The 19,173-nt window shown below is 34.7% G+C and carries 16 protein-coding genes; 8 read left to right on the top strand and 8 right to left on the bottom strand.

All coding sequences use genetic code 11. The annotated features are described in order from the left end of the window. Positions 1-6: 6 nt before the first annotated feature. From D1003_RS01470 to D1003_RS01450, 5 genes are all read right to left on the bottom strand, one after another. Positions 7-1,053, bottom strand: coding sequence for a sulfite exporter TauE/SafE family protein (locus D1003_RS01470; RefSeq protein WP_153935436.1), 1,047 nt, complete (start codon positions 1,051-1,053; stop codon positions 7-9). Between the two features lie 21 nt (positions 1,054-1,074). Then, on the bottom strand, positions 1,075-2,211 hold the full coding sequence (locus D1003_RS01465) for an efflux RND transporter periplasmic adaptor subunit (protein ID WP_153935435.1): 1,137 nt from the start codon (positions 2,209-2,211) through the stop codon (positions 1,075-1,077). Positions 2,212-2,216: 5 nt separating this feature from the next. Further along, positions 2,217-3,452 (bottom strand): TolC family protein, encoded by a 1,236-nt coding sequence (locus tag D1003_RS01460; protein ID WP_153935434.1) that lies wholly within the window; start codon positions 3,450-3,452, stop codon positions 2,217-2,219. A gap of 33 nt (positions 3,453-3,485) precedes the next feature. Further along, a complete protein-coding gene (locus D1003_RS01455) occupies positions 3,486-6,626 on the bottom strand; it encodes an efflux RND transporter permease subunit (protein ID WP_153935433.1) in 3,141 nt (1,046 codons plus the stop codon). A gap of 104 nt (positions 6,627-6,730) precedes the next feature. Next, entirely contained in the window at positions 6,731-7,120 is a 390-nt protein-coding gene (locus tag D1003_RS01450) for a hypothetical protein (RefSeq protein WP_014938648.1), read from the bottom strand. Positions 7,121-7,258: 138 nt separating this feature from the next. Between D1003_RS01450 and D1003_RS01445 the strand changes: the two genes are divergently transcribed. The 6 genes from D1003_RS01445 to D1003_RS01420 all read left to right on the top strand — a co-directional run bounded on the left by D1003_RS01445 (position 7,259) and on the right by D1003_RS01420 (position 12,218). Continuing rightward, positions 7,259-7,459: a hypothetical protein gene (locus tag D1003_RS01445; protein WP_038694119.1), complete on the top strand. Its 201-nt coding sequence runs from the start codon at positions 7,259-7,261 to the stop codon at positions 7,457-7,459. 5 nt (positions 7,460-7,464) lie between these two features. Then, a complete protein-coding gene (locus tag D1003_RS01440) occupies positions 7,465-7,857 on the top strand; it encodes a c-type cytochrome (protein WP_014938650.1) in 393 nt (130 codons plus the stop codon). Between the two features lie 74 nt (positions 7,858-7,931). Further along, positions 7,932-8,654 carry a lipoyl(octanoyl) transferase LipB gene (gene lipB, locus D1003_RS01435; RefSeq protein WP_004918904.1) on the top strand — a complete coding sequence of 241 codons (723 nt, stop codon included), beginning with the start codon at positions 7,932-7,934 and terminating at the stop codon, positions 8,652-8,654. 30 nt (positions 8,655-8,684) lie between these two features. Beyond that, a complete protein-coding gene (locus tag D1003_RS01430) occupies positions 8,685-9,536 on the top strand; it encodes a diacylglycerol kinase family protein (RefSeq protein WP_153935432.1) in 852 nt (283 codons plus the stop codon). A 25-nt stretch (positions 9,537-9,561) separates the two neighbouring features. Beyond that, positions 9,562-10,758, top strand: a complete 1,197-nt coding sequence (locus D1003_RS01425; protein ID WP_153935431.1) for an aminopeptidase C — start codon at positions 9,562-9,564, stop codon at positions 10,756-10,758. 149 nt (positions 10,759-10,907) lie between these two features. Further along, positions 10,908-12,218: a glycosyltransferase gene (locus D1003_RS01420; RefSeq protein ID WP_185148321.1), complete on the top strand. Its 1,311-nt coding sequence runs from the start codon at positions 10,908-10,910 to the stop codon at positions 12,216-12,218. A gap of 103 nt (positions 12,219-12,321) precedes the next feature. On the opposite strand, the gene D1003_RS01415 is transcribed toward D1003_RS01420, so the two are convergent. Next, positions 12,322-14,460: a M3 family metallopeptidase gene (locus D1003_RS01415; protein WP_153935429.1), complete on the bottom strand. Its 2,139-nt coding sequence runs from the start codon at positions 14,458-14,460 to the stop codon at positions 12,322-12,324. Between the two features lie 159 nt (positions 14,461-14,619). On the opposite strand from D1003_RS01415, the gene D1003_RS01410 reads away from it, so the two are divergent. Next, positions 14,620-14,907 (top strand): barstar family protein, encoded by a 288-nt coding sequence (locus D1003_RS01410; RefSeq protein WP_153935428.1) that lies wholly within the window; start codon positions 14,620-14,622, stop codon positions 14,905-14,907. Here the strand turns inward: D1003_RS01410 and D1003_RS01405 are convergent. Further along, positions 14,904-15,905: a glycosyltransferase family 2 protein gene (locus D1003_RS01405; protein WP_153935427.1), complete on the bottom strand. Its 1,002-nt coding sequence runs from the start codon at positions 15,903-15,905 to the stop codon at positions 14,904-14,906. The two genes, D1003_RS01410 and D1003_RS01405, sit on opposite strands and share 4 nt — an antisense overlap. A 15-nt stretch (positions 15,906-15,920) precedes the next feature. Then, entirely contained in the window at positions 15,921-17,078 is a 1,158-nt protein-coding gene (locus tag D1003_RS01400; protein WP_153935426.1) for a class I SAM-dependent RNA methyltransferase, read from the bottom strand. A 179-nt stretch (positions 17,079-17,257) separates the two neighbouring features. On the opposite strand from D1003_RS01400, the gene acs reads away from it, so the two are divergent. Further along, positions 17,258-19,165 (top strand): acetate--CoA ligase, encoded by a 1,908-nt coding sequence (acs, locus tag D1003_RS01395; RefSeq protein WP_153935425.1) that lies wholly within the window; start codon positions 17,258-17,260, stop codon positions 19,163-19,165. Positions 19,166-19,173 lie beyond the last annotated feature (8 nt).

Genomic DNA, 19,173 nt, shown 5'->3' with positions numbered 1-19,173 from the left:
TTTGTATTATTCTTGTTCATTTAATTTATATTTTTTTAGTTCATTTCCTTTATAGCAGTAAAATTCGTAGCTTGGTTTTTTGTTAAATTTAAAAACTTTTTCCAAATCTATATAATCGTAAGATTTTGATAATTTTTGATATTCTTTAAATAAGTTAGGAGGAAGTTCATCAGGTGATATAGGGCGTTCTATTTCTAAGTCTCCATCTATAGCATACTCTAGTGTAAAAGCACTTTCTCTCCATTTGAAATGAATTTCACTTTTATTGTCATAATTATTTTTTGAGAGTTTAATGTTATCTTGAGCAATGATTTTTTGAGAGGTAGTAAAAAGTAAAACAAAACCAGATAAAACCATAGCTCCATAACCTATTTTCTTAAAAATAAATTCGCTTAAATAGGGAAGTACAAATTTGACAGTGTAGGAAGAGATAATAGCCGAAATAGCGATTACCACACCCAACCAAATTGCCGTACTAGAATATAACCCCAATAGAATGTAGATGATGATTTTAATAAGATGTAAAAAAATTTCATTTGCTGCTCTAGTTGCTACAATCTCCTCTTTGCTTAATCCGTATTTTAGATAAAAACGATTAAATAATAGTCCTATAGCTCCTGTAATACCAGATACAAAACCTGCTAAAAAACCTATAATGCCTAGTATGTATTTAGGGTAAGGTTTTTCGTCTTGTTTTTGCTGTTTTCCTGATTTGAATAGCTGGGGTAGGTTTGCTATAAGAAACAAAGCTACCACCAATTGTAAATAAACAGGATTGATATACTTTATGAAAAATGCTCCCAAAAAGACAGCAGGAATAGAAAAGGGCACAAACCAAAAAAATATTTTCCAACTAATATGTTTTTTGAATACCACAATCCTAGAAGCAGAGCTGGTAAAAGTTCCTATCGTTAATGAAAAAGGAACTACAGATGAAGGTAATAGCAAATTGAGTATCGGGATAAGTATAAGGCTAGCTCCGCCACCACAAATCGCACTAACCCAAAATGCTAATATAGTTCCTATAAACAGTAATGAAATTTTTAGTAACATTTATTTTCCTACTATTCCTTTTTATTCTTCTACATTTTTAAGTCCCATAAGGAGGTTATAAGCTCCTTTAGTAACAAATTTTTTATTCATAAGTTTGGTTAAGTCTCCCGAAATTTCGGTATAACCGTTTTCTGAATTTCCTATAGTAACAGGTACCATTCTAAATGTCTTTGGCTTTATTTCTTCAAAGATATACTGCTTACCTTCCCAAGTAAGAACGGCATCATCTGGCACAGATAAACTGTTTTGAGCATTAGCCTCTACATCAGCATTCATAAAAGAGCCTGGGACTAAATCTGGCTGTTCACCAACAAAATGACAGTGTATAGGAACGCTCCTGTCCGAATCAAAATTTTTACCAATTAAAATAATAGAGGCTGTGTATTTTTTATCTGGGTTTTGATTGGCGTATGCATACACTTTCTGACCTATTTTGAGGTACGGTAAGTCTTTCTCAAAAGCCTTTAATACAAGATGAGTATCTTGAGTGTTCACTATTTCAAATAATTTATCCACAGGAGAAACATACTGTCCTATATTTACATTTACCCTTGTAATGTATCCCGATATTGGTGCTCTTAATGCTACACTTCTTTGGATAGATTGAGGTGTGATTTTATTAGGGTTTACCCCTAAAATTCTAAGTCTTTCTGCTAAAGCGTTGATAGAAATATTTTGATTTTTAGCTTCTGTGTGAGCCATTTGCATCGCCTTATCACTACTTGCTTGGCTTTGGTTAAGGTCTTTTTGACGTTGATAGTCTTTCTCTGCATACCCAAAATTGGACTTTGCCAACAAATAATCCTGCTGTAGCTGAACTAAATTAGGGTCTTCTAATATCGCTAAAACATTGCCTTTATTTACAAAATTTCCAGGCATAAACTTCGCAGACTTTACATAACCTCCACTAGGTGAAGATACGCTAGCCATACCTTGTGGCGGAACATCTATATTACCATTGAGAGTAATTTTAGAAGAAATTTCCTGCTCTGATAATAAAGAGGTTTGTATCCCAACGCTTTTCATTTGTGCATCGGTAAGTGTAATTTCGTTCTGATTGGCAGAAACTTCAAATGCAGGTTCTTCCGTAGTGTTTTCTTTCTTAGAGCAAGACAAAACGAAGCTCCCTATGCTAAGTATTATTATAATTTTTTTCATGAGATTTAATATTGAGAGTTATCTAATATGGCATTGATTTCTATAGCTCTATCATTAATTTCCTTTAACTTGTCTATATACATATTTTGTATATCTAATGCTTGGTTCATTAACAAACTCCACTCTAGGTAGTTAATCTGCCCTTCATATAATTGGCGATTAGCCGTTTTAATGATAGTTTCAGAATTTTCTAGACCTTTAGATTGGTAGTAGTTAATTTCGTCTTTTAACTTATTGTAAGCATTATTGAGTTCTACATATTGTCTTTTTAGATTGTTAAGTCCTAATTTCCATTGGTTTTCTGCTATTTCCTGATTTATTTTTTGTCCAGAAATAATAGATTTTTGAGCCGAATTAAAAATAGGAATAGACACCCCAACGACCACCGAGTGGAAGCGAGTGGAGTGGTCATAAAGCAAGTTATCAGCACCCATACCATACATAGTCATAGTATTGTAACCAATATTGAAAGAGGGAAGGAGTTTAGACTTTTCCGTAGCAAGTCTAGCCATTTCCACATTTTTTTGTTGGTTCATAATTTCCAAAACTCTATTGTTTTGTAGTTGGGGTTCTTCTGATAAGTGGGCAACACTCATCATAGATAGAGCTTGAAAATCATTAGTATATACTTGCCCATCATTGATTAGAAAACTTAGCTGTTTTTGAGCTATTTCTCTATCTTTTTTTATGTTGTTTACTTGTATTTCTGCTTGTGCTTTAAAGTTTTCTGCGGTAGTTTTTTCTAAAATGTTAGATTCTCCTTTCTGTAACCTTAGATTAGCTCTGCTAAAATACTGCTGATAAATCTGTTCTATTTTTTTCAGTAGGGCTTCTTTTTCGTCTAAATAGCACAACTGGTTATAGATTAGACTTATTTCTCTTTTTAATTGCCACTTTTCTAACGAAGAAAGCATTACGCTGGTTTTCCATTCTTCTAGTAGAAGTTGTTTTTGTTTTTGATAAACGCTAGGAAGTCTAAATCCTTGAGAGACAGAAAATCTATTATCCTTATACGATGAGTTGATTTGTCCATATTCTCCTGATATATTTAAAGGGTCTATTGTTAAAAAAGACTTCTTTATTTTCTCTTGATATTTTGATTTTAACTCTGCATTTTTGAGAGTCAAGTTGTGCTCCAAAGCTTTCTGATAAGCTTCGTCTAAGCTAATCTTAACTTGTGCATTGGCAATACCACCAAAAAACACAGAAGATAACAATACGAATTTTATATTTAGTTTCATTGTTTTCTGTTTATTAAAAAGTTGATAGTTAGGTTAAGCCTTTACTTTTTTAATTTTTAATCCTTTTTTACTTTCAAACCAAATGTAAAGAATTGGTAGAAGATAAAGCGTTAAAAATGTAGCTAATAAAAGTCCACCGATAACTACTGTTGCTAACGGACGTTGTACTTCGGCACCTTCTCCTGTACTTGTTGCCATAGGTAAGAATCCTAGCGAAGCCACGAAAGCCGTCATTAGTACAGGGCGAAGTCTATTTTTACCACCAGCTCTCACGGCATCTTTTAAAGAGGTTTGTAAGTCTTTTTGTCTATTAAATTCGGCGATGAGTACAATACCATTCAGTACCGCTACACCAAATAAAGCGATAAACCCTACACCAGCAGAGATACTGAAATTCATTCCTCTAAGCCAAAGAGCCAAAATTCCCCCAATAGCAGATAACGGAATTGCCGTAAAAATGAGCATACCATATTTAATAGAACGAAACGCAAAATAAAGCATTAAGAAAATCATAAGTAAACTTGCAGGAACAGCTATTGATAGCCTTGCTTTAGCTTGTTGAAGATTTTCAAAAGTTCCTCCGTATTTAATGAAGTAGCCTGGTGGCAATTTTAGTTTTTGTTCTACTTGAGTTTGCAAGTCTGCTACCGTAGTTTGTATGTCTCGGTTTCTAACATTAAAGCCTACAATAATTCTTCGTTGAGCGTTCTCTCTTTGGATTTGGTTAACACTTTCCTTTAATTCTACATCAGCGATGGCGCTTAACGGGATTTCAGTACTTGAAGGGGTGCTTATCAGTAGGTTTCTAACATCATCTATATTCTTTCTTTGCTCTCCACTAAGTCTTACCACGAGGTCAAATCTCTTTTCGCCTTCATAAACGGAGCCTGTGGACTGTCCGGCAAATGCCGTATTTACAATACGATTGATTTCACTAATATTAACACCATACTGTGCTATCTTAGCTCTATTGTATGAAATTACAATCTGTGGAATACCAGAAATAGGCTCTACATAGATATTTTGAGCTCCTTTAATACCTTTAGATATTTCTCCTAGTTTTTCAGAATAAACCTTTAAAGTATCTAAATTTTCACCAAATATTTTACAAACCACATCTTGTCTAGCTCCCGTCATAAGTTCGTTAAAACGCATATTAACAGGATATTGGAAAGAATAGGTTACACCTAACATATTCTTTTTAAGCTCGGCAGACATTTTTTCTGATAATTCTTCATAGGTTTTAGCAGAAGTCCATTCTTCACGAGGTTTTAGAATTACCATCATATCACTTGCATCAATAGGCATTGGGTCAGTAGGGATTTCGCTACTACCAGTTTTGCCTACAATTTTTTCTATTTCGGGGAACTTTTTTAGTAAAATTTGAGATGATTTTTGTACAGCATCTGTGGAAGTCTTAAGATTACTTCCTGTAAGCACTCTGGTATCTACCGCAAAATCTCCTTCTGGAAGACTTGGGATAAACTCTCCACCCAAACGCGTAAGAATGAATACCGAGAATACAAACAATGCCAAAATAGCAATAACGACTACTTTTGAACGATTAAGGATTTTGGCTAAAGTTTTCTCATAAAAGGCTTCTACTTTCTCCATCATCTTGTCAGAGAAATTCTTTTTGAAGTTTACTTTTTTACTCAATACCAAACTACTCATCATAGGTACATAAGTTAAGGATAGAATAAACGCTCCTAAAAGTGCAAACGCTACCGTCTGTGCCATAGGTTTAAACATTTTACCTTCAATCCCTTGTAGTGTAAGTATTGGTAAATAAACTATTAAGATGATGATTTGTCCGAAAACAGCAGAATTCATCATTTTTCCAGCAGAAGATTCTACTTCATTATTCATCTCTTGTTGAGAAAGCTCAGACTTATCAGACTTCTTTAACTCGTGGAGTTTATGTAATACTGCTTCCACAATAATTACCGCTCCATCTACAATTAAACCAAAATCTAATGCCCCCAAACTCATTAAATTACCACTTACTCCAAAGATATTCATCATTATAATGGCGAATAACATAGAGAGTGGTATAACTGAAGCTACCAAAAATCCTGCACGGAAGTTTCCTAAAAATAAAACCAATACAAAAATTACAATTAAAGCCCCTTCCATAAGGTTTTTTTGTACCGTACCTATGGCGTTGTTTACCATTTTTGTACGGTCTAAGAAAGGTTCTATTTTCACACCTTCTGGTAGTGTTTTTTGGATTTCATCAATACGTTCTTTTACATTTTTGATAACTTGGTTAGAGTTAGCTCCCTTCATCATCATTACCACTGCACCAGCTACTTCGCCTTTACCGTTGTAGGTCATAGCACCATATCTAGTGGCACTACCGTAGCCTACATTACCTATATTTTTTACTAAGATAGGTGTCCCATCGGGAAGTGTTTTTACTACAGTGTTTTCTATATCCTCAATTTTACCTACCAAACCTTCTGTGCGGATAAATAATACTGTAGGACCTTTTTCTATGTAAGCTCCACCTGTATTTTGGTTGTTACTTTGCAAAGCGTTAAAAACCTCTTGCATTGTAACGCCCATCGCCTTTAGTTGAGAAGGATTAACGGCTATTTCATATTGTTTAAGATAACCTCCAAAACTAGCAACATCGGCCACACCTTCTATTCCAAGGAGTTGTCTTCTTACCACCCAATCTTGTATGGTACGGAGCTTCATCGCATCATAACGGTGCTCGTAGCCTTTTTTAGGACGAACTACATATTGGTAAATTTCTCCAAGCCCAGTGGTAATGGGTGCCATTGTAGGAACGCCTAATTCAGCTGGAATATCTTTGGATACCTGTTGTAACCTTTCTGATACTTGCTGACGAGCCAAGTGTATATCTACATCATCTTTAAAAACAATGGTAATTACAGACAAACCAAAGCGGGAAAAACTTCGGATTTGTTTAATTCCTTGTATATTATTATTGGCCTGTTCTAGTGGGAAAGTGATGAATCTTTCCACATCAGGAGCTCCTAAACTAGGAGACACAGTGATGATTTGAACCTGATTATCTGTAATATCAGGAACAGCATCTATGGGGAGTTTTCTAACCTCAAAAATACCGTAGATAATTAGGGCTAAAGTAAATAAGCCTATTATTAGTTTATTTTTAATAGAAAACGCTATGATTTTATTTAACATATTTCTAGAGTTTAATTTTACAAAAAAGTAACACTAGTTAAAATAATTATTTTAACCAAACAAACAACAAGGAACTATAAAAGAAAATGTTCCCTAGTGTAAAATTAAACTAACCTTGGAGGGTGAAATATCAAATCACTATTATCAGTAGTAAAACTATCGGAATAGCAGAAGTTTTGGGATTTTTCTTTATAAATCTTAGATGATTTTATTTTAAAATCAAAATTCGTAGGCATCGCCAATACGATAGAGGTGGAAATGTTATGATTTTGAGACTTAAATGGAAGTTTCATATCTTTTTCATAATCATCATCGTGTACATCTCCACTAAGATAATGAAGCGTGATGAACTGCCCAAAAGACATTTTTGGATTGTCATTTCTGTGTTCTATAAAGTGTTCTAGTAGTATAGGTAACTTAAAAACTTCTCTCACTTCTGAAAAAGAAATAAGATAGCATATGATAAAACCGTATATAATAGACTTTCTGAACATAATCTCGAGGCAAAGGTAAGCATTAAAATGATAGATTATATTATGGTCTCAAATTTAGAATGAGTTTAATTTAACACAGTTGAGATTTAATTTTATCAAAAATTATTACTTTTGTGGAATAATGTAATATTTAGTTTTATGAAAAAAATATTTATGATAGCTTTAGCTTCAGGTTTAGTTTCAGTAGCGTGTTCTAAAAAAGAAAATGCAAACACAGAAAGTAATGTAATGCTTCAAGAACCAGAGGTTGCTGTAGATGTTGATACAGTTAAAGCAGAGGCAAGTACTCCTGCTACAACAGAAGCTACGCCAGTAGCCGATTCTACCGCTACAAAATAACCCGTATGAAATATACTTATTATTATATTGGAGTATTAGCTTTGGTATCATTTTCTTGTTCCCAAAAAGAAACTACCCAAACAGAGACTGTGATAGAAGAGATACAAACGGTTTCAGAGGTTAAAACAGAGCCAAATTTGGAGCACCTAGGTTATCAGTTGATAAAAGGTTCAGATTGTTTGAGTTGTCATAGTGTTGAAAAAAAAATGGCAGGTCCCTCTTTTAGGGAAATAGCCGAGAGGTACACTCAAGAAGATTTAGAAATGTTATCAAGAAAGATTATTGATGGTGGTAGTGGCAATTGGGGACAAATACCGATGCAACCACACCCTCAAACATCTAAAGAAGAGGCGGATGATATGGTGGAGTTCATTATGAGCCTTAAAAAAGCAGAGTAGAAATTTAACAAAATGAGAAGACCTTTTTAGATGAGGTCTTCTTTTGTTTTTTAATTTAGTTTACAAAAAAATTCATGGATAAAAAATACAATAAACAGCTAAAATTTAGAGATTTAGGTTTGATGGATTACCCTGATGCGTTTGAGTATCAAGAAAATCTTATGAAAGAAATTATAGAGCTAAAACTCAAAAATAGAGATAGGGTAGATGGAGTACAGGAGCTAACACCTAATTATTTTTTATTTGTGGAGCACCCTCATGTATACACTTTAGGAAAAAGTGGAAATGAAAACAATATGTTGGCAAATACAGACAAGTTAAAAGAGATTAATGCTACATTTATAAAAACTAATAGAGGAGGAGATATAACCTACCACGGCTTTGGACAAATTGTAGGTTATCCTATTTTAGATTTGGATAATTTTAAAACAGATATACACGCTTATATGCGTAGTTTAGAGGAAGTTATCATAAGGGTAATTGCAGAATATGGCTTGAAAGGAGAGCGTTCCGAAGGGGAAACAGGGGTTTGGCTAGATGTAGGTAAACCTTATGCTAGAAAGATATGTGCAATGGGCGTTAAAACTTCTAAATGGGTTACTATGCACGGCTTTGCACTTAATGTGAATACGGATTTAAGGTATTTTGAATACATTATTCCGTGTGGGATAAAAGATAAATCTGTAACCTCTATGGAGCGAGAGCTAGAACGAAAATTTACTGATGAAGAAATAGCAGATTTAAAGGAAAAAATAAAAAAACACTTTACACAAATATTTGGTTCAGAATTTATATAGAAGCTAAAAAAGTATTATATTTGTTGGGTTATGCAGAATTTAGCATTTATCATCAATCCTTTTTCGGCAAAGGGAAAATATCAGTCATTTCTAAAAAAAATGGAAAAGGAGTTTCCCAAAGCGTTGTATTATATCTCTGATTCAGTAAAAGGGACAGAAATATTTATAGAAAATAATTTCTCAAAAGTTGATATTTTTATTGCCGTAGGCGGTGATGGTACTATTTCTAGTATCGCTAAAAAACTGATAGGCACAGATAAAATTTTAGGAATTTATCCTGCAGGGTCAGGCAATGGTTTTGCTTACGAAATGGATTTTACTAAAGATCCCATTTCTTTAATCAACAAAATAAAAAATCCTAAAATTAGAGAAGTAGATACTTTTACGGTGAATGGTCATCTTTCCATCAATGTTTCAGGTATTGGTTTTGATGGTGCGGTTACCAAAGCATTTGAAAATACAAATAGAGGGTTTGCCAATTATATTAAAACGAGTATTAAAACTTTTTTTAAATATAGTCCTATTCAAATTAACTTTAAAGAAGAAGAACTGAAAAAATATAATGGTAAATATCTGATGTTTAATATTGCAAACACTAGACAGTTTGGTAATCACGCTTACATCGCTCCGAAGGCATTGGCTAACGATGGACTTTTGGATTTAGTTTTGGTTAAAAAATTTCCACTTTGGTACTCTCCGATATTTGCAGTGAGAATGTTTAGAAAGCAATTAAAAAACGACCGATTTGTAACCTTTTTGAAAAAAGAAAGTTTCTCTTTTGAGGCGAATGCTCAAGATTGGCATCTAGACGGTGAATACAACGAAATAACTTCGCCTATATTGGTGGAAGTTTCAACCGAAAAATTAAAAATTTTGTACTAAAATTAATCTTTTATACTTATATGTTATGATAAAAACGAAACTAACAACTTTAGCGATGGTATCTTGTGCGACTTTTGCGTTTGCTCAAGATGGCTTGGTGAATAGTCTAAAAAACAACCAATCCGAAAATCCTGATTTTAAATTTACGGTAATTAAAGAGAATGGAGTAACTCCAGTAAAAGACCAAGGTTCTTCGGGAACTTGTTGGAGCTATTCTGGAAATTCTTTCCTAGAATCTGAAATGATAAGAATGGGAAAAACTCCTGTAGATTTAGCGGAAATATTTACTGCTAGAAATTCTTATCACGATAAAGCCAAACTTTATGTACTTAATAATGGAGCTATTTCTTGGGGAGATGGTGGCGAATTACACGATGTTATCAATATGTATCGCAAATATGGTGCAGTTCCTCAAGAAGTGTATTCTGGTTTAAAGGAAGGGAAAACGAGAAATAATTTCTCTGAAATGCAAGCAATTATAAAATCAATGCTAGACGCTTATGTTAAAAATCCATCAGGGAAATTATCGTCTAATTGGTTATCTAATATAGATGCTATTTTGGATAGTTATTTGGGTAAATATCCCACTCAATTTACTTATAAAGGCAAACAATACACACCTCAAACCTTTGCCAAAGAAGTAGTAGGAATTGTTCCAGAAGATTATGTAGGTATATCGTCATATAAAGATTATGCTTATTATGAAAAATTTGTAGTGCCTATTCCAGACAACTGGAGCCACGAAACTATGTGGAATGTCCCGATGGAAGATCTTACGACTATTATAGATTATGCTATCAAAAATGGACACACTGTAGGTTGGGCAACAGATGTATCTGAACCTTATTTCTCATATAAAAATGGGGTAGCTTATGTACCAGATTTGGATTTGGATAATCTTAATGCAGCTACTAAAAAAGATTTATTTAAAGGTCCAAAACCTGATAAAAAAATTACGGAAGAAATGCGTCAGGAAGCTCTTAACAATCTTAGCACAACCGACGACCACGGTATGCACATTGTAGGGATTGCTAAAGACCAGACTGGTAAAGAATATTATATGGTAAAAAACTCTTGGGGAACAACCAACGATTATGAAGGTTATCTTTATGTAACCAAACCGTATGTGTTATATAAAACAACAGGAATTTTACTTCACAAAGATGGTATTCCTAAGAATATAACTAAGAAATTTAAAATAAATACTAATATAGGTTTATAAGATTGACAATATTTAGAGAGATCGGTATCAACTGGTCTCTTTATTTTTTATAAAATATCCTGTGTGTTATAATAGATATTCTTTCTTGTAAACATTTGTAAAATCCTTAAAATAAATTTCCTATAATTTATATTATGTTAAATATAAAAATGAAAACAAGTTTACAAAATTTCAAAATCCTTATCTCAACCATTTTTCAAAATGGTGGCGAGGCTACGCGTTCTTTAGAAATAGCTAAAATTATCAGAGAGACCCGACCTCAGAATATGGATTTACAAATGATATTTTTGTCGCACGGTGGTAGCTTTGATAAAACCGCAAAAAAAGAAGGATTTGAAATTGTAAACATTGAACCAAAAACAAACTTTGCTAATTTTCATGACGATTTTCAAACAAGATTTGGAGAGTTAATTGGTAAAGGAGAAATTGCATTAGACTATTTACAGAACGAAATCAAAGCTTACCAGCAACTCAAACCAGATGCACTCATTCACGGGTTCTACCCCATTGCAAGTATCGCCAAACGAATGGTGCTGCCCAATACGCCCAGCATTGCTTTTTTGCCGTTGCCACTTAATGAGGCTTTTCTCAACGAGATTCATTCTTTTCCGGATGAATTAATAGCAGCAAGACTTCCCAGAGCGGTTCAAAAACTTATCATTCAAGCCTTACCTCAAAAAATTAAACTCAACAATCCTGCACTGAGGCATCGCATCATCGCCAAAGCAGCTCTAAAATTGGGGTGGAATAAAAAAGACCCCCTAAGAAATACCTTTGATATGCTTCGATCTGATTTATATCTTATCAATGATTTTCCATTTTTCTATAAGACGGAAGGCTATCCAGAACATTTCAAATTCACGGGACCTTTATTTTCAAAAACAATTTCAGACCAAAACACAGACCCAAAAATCTTGGAATGGTTAAAATCGTCCCATCAAAAAAGAATATTTTGTACGCTGGGAACTTCTGGAAACAAAGAACATTTGGTTGAAGTTATAAAAGTATTTAACGAAGGAGTAGGCTTAAATTGGAAAGCCATTATTTTATCACCGCCTGCCATTTGTGATATTCACGAAGCTCGCAAACTTTCAAAAAGTGATAATGTATATATTACCGATAAATTTATCAACGCCACAGAAATTAATGCACAAGCCGATATGGTGATTTGCCATGGTGGGCAAGGCACACTACAAACTGCCATTACAAGCGGCACTCCTTTGGTTGGATTGGCTACCCAGCCTGAGCAACAAATAAACTTAGAACATCTTAGTCATTTTGGAATGGCAAAACGAATACCGAATTGGAAGTGGAGCGCCAACACCATTCGACAAAGTGTCAAAGAAGTTTTGGAGTATCCTCAATTCAAGAGGCGCGCCGAAGAATTAAAGCGTTTAAGTTGTCAAATAAATACCAAACAAATAATTGCTGATGAAGTTTGGAAGTTTTTAAATGGGTAGTAATACTTTTTGTATAGTACCTTTGTCATCAGCATTTTGCTCTAATAAAAAAGGGTGGTCTTGAAAATGAGACCACCCTTTTATAATGATTGTAGTATTCTATCTATTTAATAAACCCTTTATCTTTTAACAAAGGTTTTAGGTCAGGAGTTCTACCTGTAAACTCTTTGTAAGCCTTATTAAGGTCTTTGGTATTCCCTACAGAAAGAATATATTTTCTGAAACGGTCACCATTAGCACGAGTCATTCCTCCGTTATTTTTAATCCAATCCCAAGCGTCAGAATTTAGCATATCACTCCACATATAGGCATAGTACCCAGCCGAATAACCTCCTCCCCAAATATGAGCAAAATAAGGCGAATGGTATCTCGGTGGAACCTGCTCTACCAATAGACCATATTTATTAAGGGCTTCTTTTTCAAAATCCAAAGCAGGCTTAAACTGCTCCTCACTAGTTACCGAATGCCACGCCATATCCAATGTTGCTGCTGCTACCAACTCCGTTGTAGAATAACCTTGATTAAAAGCAGACGCCTTTTTAATCTTATCAATTAAAGACTGTGGCATTGGCTGTTTAGTTTGATAGTGCAGTGCATAGTTTTTAAGTATCTCTGGCTCTAAGGCAAAAAACTCATTGATTTGAGAAGGAAACTCTACGAAATCTCTAGGCACATTAGTCCCCGAAAGGCTCACATAATCTTGGTCTGCAAACAAACCGTGCAAAGTGTGTCCAAACTCGTGGAACATCGTAGTTACATCATCATAGCTAATCAGCGAAGGCTTACCTGGAGCTGGTTTTTGGTAATTAAATACATTTACAATCACTGGCTTTTGCCCTAGAGTTTTAGATTGCTCCACAAAATTGCTCATCCAAGCTCCCCCATTCTTGTTGTTACGAGTGTAGAAGTCTAAATAGTAAAGCGCCATAGATTTGCCATCTCTATCAAATACTTCGTAAGCCACTACATCTGGGTGGTAAACAGGTAAATCTTTTCTTTCCTTGAACGTAATTCCGTAGAATTTTTCAGCCGCATAGAAAACTCCTTTCTCCAAAACAGTAGTTACCTCAAAATAAGGTTTAATTTCGTTTTCATCTAAATCGTATTTTGCCTTTCTTACTTGCTCTGCATAGAAATTCCAATCCCAAGGTGCTAGTTCAAACCCGCCTTTTTGTTCATCAATGATTTTTTGGATTTCACTCGCTTCTCTTTTAGCTGTTTCTACTGCTGGTTTTGCTAGTTGAGCCAAAAGGTTCAGTGCCTCTTCTGGCTTTTGAGCCATTTGGTCTTGAAGTTTCCACTCTGCAAAAGATTTTTTACCTAAAACTTGGGCTTTTTTCAGCCTTAATCTTGCCAATTTTTCTATAATTGAACGAGTGTCATCAGCATTACCTTTTTCTGCTCTGTACCAAGAAGCCTTGAATAGTTTTTCTCTCGTTGCTCTGTTTTTTAAATTTTGCAATAGCGGTTGTTGGGTGGTATTTAATAATGATAAAAGATACTTCCCTTCGTGCCCTGCTTCCTTAGCTGCTTGTGCTGCGGCAGCTATCTCATCAGATGAAAGTCCATCTAGTTCTTTAACACTGTCTATAATTAGCGCTCCATTCTTTCTTGCATCTAATAGCTTATTAGAAAATTGTGTTGAAAGAGAGGCTAATTCTCCGTTAATTTTTTTAAGCTCTTCTTTTTTAGTGTCAGAAAGTCCAGCTCCTGCAATATCAAAGTTTTGTTTGTAATATTCTACTAACTTTTGGCTTTCGCTATTAAGCCCTCCCCTATTTTCGTACACTTTTTTGATACGCTCATAAAGTTTAGAGTTAAGGTAAATCTTATCCGAATGCGCCGAAAAAATTGGAGCATACTCCTGTTGTAGAGCTTGTAACTTATCGTTAGTATTAGACCCCGTTAAGTTATAAAAGAGAGATTGTGCTCTCTTGAGTACTTCACCGCTGTTTTCTAATGCTAATACGGTATTTTCAAAAGTTGGAGCTTCTGTATTCTCACTGATTTTCTGTACTTCTAGCTCCTGTACTTTTAGACCATAATCAAAAGCTGGTTTAAAGTGCTCATCTTTAATCTTATCAAATTCTGGAGCTTGATATTGTAGTTTAGATTTTTCTAAAAAAGGATTACCTGCAGGCACAGGAATATCCGCTGATGTTTTCGTTTTTTCCATAGTTGTACAAGCGACTGCCGATAGTCCTGCCGAACCGTAAAGCAATACTGATGCAATATTTTTCATTGATTAAAATTTATAATTTATTCCGTAAAAGTAATAAAAATAGATGAGTTTCCGAGTATTACTCCGAATAAATTGTTAAACTAAAGGCTTTGCTTAACCTATTTTTAAGCATAATTTTTAGTAACTTTGTCGTATTATTTTTTCAACTTAGAATTGATTATGCAAACTGTATATATAGATTTTTTTAATATTGGTGATGAAGAAGATTTTTACTCTCAATTAAAAGAAAAATTACCTCTTCCTGATTATTTCGGGAATAATCTAGATGCCCTCTACGACTCCATTAGTGGAGATATAAAACTTCCTCTACACCTAGAATTTGTAAATATGACTGTAGAGCAACTGGAAGATTTTGAAGACCTCTTGGCTACCCTTGAAGAGGCTGATGAGGAGATAGATGGATTTAGCTTTTCCTACTACCTTGAACAATACGAAGACGAAGATTAAAATCTATGAAAATGACTTGGGAATGCTTCTTTAGGGTCTTGTTTTAGAACATTCAGCTTTACCCAAGATTTAAGAAAGCCATAACCATACGAAAACATTTGCACATAGGTTGCCATAACTGCCATTGTAGCGATACTGATGTTTTTAGTCTTTATAAGTGCGTGTATCCAAACTACAAAAGTATACAAACCGTAAAGCCCAAGTAATAAGCCATTATGCCAAATAAAATAATGTAAAAATCCTATGATATAGCCTATCAAAAACAAACTAGGAAACCAAAAAGTAGGCTTTACATACTTAGGGTGTCTTTGGTTGAGAATAGGTCGTGCAATCCCAAACTGATAAACCTGTTTTGAGAATTTACCTAAATCGGTTCTGCGTTTATGATACACCCCAATGCTATCAAAAAAAGCCGTTTTATAGCCTGCCTCCCATAACGACATAGACAAGTCTGGGTCTTCTCCTATACGCATTTCTGAAAAACCTCCTACCTGCTCAAAAGCCGATTTTTTAACCCCCATATTAAAACTTCTCGGCTGAAATCTTGATACCGCTTTTTTGCTACCTCTAATCCCTCCTGTTGTAAAAACGGAAGTCATAGAATAAGAAATAGCCTTCTGCATAAGGTTAAATCCTCTATGGGCTTTATCCGCTCCACCAAAGGCATCACAAGACGTTTTAGAAATATTGTTTTTTATTTCTTCTATATAGTTATTTTCCACAATCACATCACTATCCACAAATACCAGCCAATCGCCTGTGGCACGCCTTGCACCGTAGTTTCGCGTTAAACCAGGACCAGAGTTTTCTTTCCTAAAAAACTGAATGTTCAGCATTTCCTCAAATAATGCTATTGTAGGTCGTAAATCTACAACCGAACCATCGTCTACCACAATCACTTCAAACGCTTTATCCGTCTGACAAGATAAGGAATTTAACAATTCAAAAAGTTCGTCTTTCCTATTATAGATAGCAATAATGATAGAAATACTAGGCATAGAAATAAAGGATATTTAGTTTTGATTTTTGGCTTTTTTACTTCCTTCATACATTTCGTATTGCAGGAATCTGGTTTCCAATTTACCGTTATACAATTTTATTTTTCGGCTAGGTCTTAACCCCAACTTTTTAACCGCTTCTAAATCTGAACTGATAAGCCACGCCAAAGTATTAGGATAATTTTGTTTAAAGGTATCTCCTATTTTTTTGTAAAATGCTTCATCATTGATGCTAATTCGCTCGTCATAAGGTGGATTAAATACCATTAAAAGTGGAAAGTGCTCTTTTTCTGTCTCAAAGAAATTTTGTTTCTTTAGTTCAATCACATCTTCTAGCTCTGCAGCTTCAATATTAGTTCTTGCTACAGCCAAAGCTTTTGGGTCTATATCGTAGCCTATGATTTTCCCTGTAAACTCTTTTATCCTATTGATTCTAAACTCTTTTATCTTAATAAAAAGTTCTTCATCATAATTTCTCCAATTTTGGAATGCAAATTTTTTTCTGAATAATTGAGCTGGTAAATCCATTGCCAGCATAGCAGCTTCTATCAGTAATGTACCACTACCACACATAGGGTCTAAAAAATTACCTTTGCCGTCCCAACCTGCCAAATGTAGCATTCCAGATGCCAATACTTCGTTAATTGGTGCTACCCCTTGCTCCTTTCTGTAGCCTCTTTTAAAGAGAGGGTCGCCAGAAGAATCCAAAGAAATTACCACCATATCTCTATCAATATGTAGATGGAATTTAATATCAGGATTTTTCGGAGCTACATCTGGGCGTTTATGATATTTATTCTGAAAGTAATCCACTATAGCGTCTTTCATCTTAAGAGTCATAAAATGGGAGTGGGTAAACCTCTCCGAATGCACTGTCGCATCTATGGCAAAGGTTTGGCTCAAATTCATAAATTCGTCCCAAGGGAAACGAGATAATTTATCGTAAAACTTTTGCTCATTATAAGCCTTAAACTCTAGGATAGGTACTAAAACTTTAACTCCTGTACGCAAGGCATAGTTAATTTTATAGAGAAATCCCAAGTCGCCTACGCAATTTACCGCTCTATTTTTAGTTTCAACCTCTCTCCCACCGAGCTTTTTTACCTCTTCCGTTAAGACGTCTTCTAATCCGTAAAAAGTTTTAATGCTTATCTTTAAATTATCCCAATTCATCTCTCTTAAAATATCTGTGCTACAAAGATACTAAAAGCGATTCTATTTGCTCAAAATTAAAAAGACTACAAACTAAAAATTGCCAAACTCACATAATTTAATATTTTTTACTATATTAGTAAACTCATAAATTAAAATAGTAAGTAATTTTTTGATAATCTTATATAAAGTAAAAATATATGAAAAATTATGTTATTGAAAATCTACCAGATTACTTTAAACAGTACAAAAAGTCTATAAAAAATCCTAAAAAGTTTTGGGACAAAATAGCCGACGAAAACTTTGTTTGGTATCAAAGATGGAGTAAAGTTGTAGAATATGATATGCATGAGGCTAAAATAAAATGGTTTAAAAATGCCAAACTCAACATTACCAAAAACTGTATCGACCGACATCTTGCCGAAAGAGGCGATAAAAATGCCATTATTTGGGAGCCGAACAATCCTGAGGAAGCTACTCAATACATCACCTACAACGATTTGTATGAGAGAGTAGGCAAAATGGCCAACGTACTGAGAGCCCAAGGCATACAGAAAGGAGATAGAGTCTGTATTTATCTACCTATGATTCCAGAATTAGCCGTTGCTATGCTGGCGTGTGCTAGGATAGGAGCCATACATTCGGTTATTTTTGCAGGGTTTTCAGCTTCTGCTATAGCCTCTAGAGTTAACGATTGTGAAGCCAAAATGATGATTTGTTCTGATGGAAGTTATAGAGGTAATAAAGTTTTAGACCTTAAATCTATTGTTGATGAAGCTACAGAACAAACACCTTCCGTTGAAAAAATTCTTGTAGTGAAAAGAACTCATAACTCTATCAACATGAAAGAAGGAAGAGATTTTTGGTTAGAACCTCTGTATAACGCTGCTCCTGTAGACAATATTCCTCAAATTATGGATGCCGAAGATCCTCTTTTTATCCTTTACACTTCTGGTTCTACTGGTAAGCCTAAGGGTATGCTTCATACCTGTGCCGGTTATATGGTTTACTCGGCTTATACCTTTAAAAATGTATTTAACTACAAAGAAAACGACATCTATTGGTGTACCGCCGATATAGGTTGGATTACAGGGCATTCCTATATTTTATATGGTCCTTTAGCTAACGGGGCTACAACTGTTATCTTCGAAGGTGTACCTACCTATCCACAACCTGACCGATTTTGGGAAGTTATAGAAAAACATAAAGTTACTCAGTTTTATACTGCTCCCACCGCTATCCGTTCTTTGGCAAAGGAATCTTCGGACTGGGTAGAAAAACACGATTTATCTAGCTTACGAGTAATTGGTTCCGTAGGTGAACCCATTAACGACGAGGCTTGGCATTGGTACAACGACCACGTAGGTAAGAAAAAATGCCCTATTGTAGACACTTGGTGGCAAACAGAAACGGGAGGAATTATGATTGCTCCTATTCCATTTGTTACACCTACCAAACCTACTTATGCTACCCTACCACTACCTGGAATACAGCCTGTACTTATGGACGATAAAAGAAACGAAATTACAGCGAACCAAGTTGATGGTAGTTTATGTATTAGATTCCCTTGGCCTAGCATAGCACGAAGCATTTGGGGCGACCACGAGAGGTACAAACAAACCTATTTTTCAGCTTTCCCAGGTAAATATTTTACTGGAGATGGAGCTTTAAGAGACGAGGTAGGCTATTACAGAATTACAGGACGTGTAGATGATGTTATTATCGTATCTGGACATAACTTAGGTACTGCACCAATAGAAGATAGTATTAACATACACCCTGCCGTGGCAGAATCAGCCATTGTTGGATATCCTCATGAAGTTAAGGGAAATGCTTTATATGGCTTTGTGATACTAAAAGATACTGGAGAAAGTAGAGATAAAGAAAATCTGAGAAAAGAAATCAATCACCTGATAGCAGATACCATAGGTCCTATCGCTAAATTAGATAAAATTCAGTTTGTATCTGCCTTACCTAAAACGAGAAGCGGAAAGATTATGCGTAGGATTTTAAGGAAAATAGCCGAAGGTGATTTTAGTAATTTTGGGGACACATCTACCCTATTAAATCCTGAAATTATAAATGAGATTAAAGACCAGCGTATTTAGTTAATCAT

Source organism: Riemerella anatipestifer (genome assembly GCF_009663465.1).
Lineage (GTDB): Bacteria > Bacteroidota > Bacteroidia > Flavobacteriales > Weeksellaceae > Riemerella > Riemerella anatipestifer_C.
This window is presented reverse-complemented; position numbering and strand designations above follow the sequence as displayed.

Coding starts and splice junctions, on each gene's coding strand:
- D1003_RS01470 (WP_153935436.1), bottom strand. CDS start 1,053: ATGTTACTAAAAATTTCATTACTGTTTATAGGAACTATATTAGCATTT.
- D1003_RS01465 (WP_153935435.1), bottom strand. CDS start 2,211: ATGAAAAAAATTATAATAATACTTAGCATAGGGAGCTTCGTTTTGTCT.
- D1003_RS01460 (WP_153935434.1), bottom strand. CDS start 3,452: ATGAAACTAAATATAAAATTCGTATTGTTATCTTCTGTGTTTTTTGGT.
- D1003_RS01455 (WP_153935433.1), bottom strand. CDS start 6,626: ATGTTAAATAAAATCATAGCGTTTTCTATTAAAAATAAACTAATAATA.
- D1003_RS01450 (WP_014938648.1), bottom strand. CDS start 7,120: ATGTTCAGAAAGTCTATTATATACGGTTTTATCATATGCTATCTTATT.
- D1003_RS01445 (WP_038694119.1), top strand. CDS start 7,259: ATGAAAAAAATATTTATGATAGCTTTAGCTTCAGGTTTAGTTTCAGTA.
- D1003_RS01440 (WP_014938650.1), top strand. CDS start 7,465: ATGAAATATACTTATTATTATATTGGAGTATTAGCTTTGGTATCATTT.
- lipB (WP_004918904.1), top strand. CDS start 7,932: ATGGATAAAAAATACAATAAACAGCTAAAATTTAGAGATTTAGGTTTG.
- D1003_RS01430 (WP_153935432.1), top strand. CDS start 8,685: ATGCAGAATTTAGCATTTATCATCAATCCTTTTTCGGCAAAGGGAAAA.
- D1003_RS01425 (WP_153935431.1), top strand. CDS start 9,562: ATGATAAAAACGAAACTAACAACTTTAGCGATGGTATCTTGTGCGACT.
- D1003_RS01420 (WP_185148321.1), top strand. CDS start 10,908: ATGAAAACAAGTTTACAAAATTTCAAAATCCTTATCTCAACCATTTTT.
- D1003_RS01415 (WP_153935429.1), bottom strand. CDS start 14,460: ATGAAAAATATTGCATCAGTATTGCTTTACGGTTCGGCAGGACTATCG.
- D1003_RS01410 (WP_153935428.1), top strand. CDS start 14,620: ATGCAAACTGTATATATAGATTTTTTTAATATTGGTGATGAAGAAGAT.
- D1003_RS01405 (WP_153935427.1), bottom strand. CDS start 15,905: ATGCCTAGTATTTCTATCATTATTGCTATCTATAATAGGAAAGACGAA.
- D1003_RS01400 (WP_153935426.1), bottom strand. CDS start 17,078: ATGAATTGGGATAATTTAAAGATAAGCATTAAAACTTTTTACGGATTA.
- acs (WP_153935425.1), top strand. CDS start 17,258: ATGAAAAATTATGTTATTGAAAATCTACCAGATTACTTTAAACAGTAC.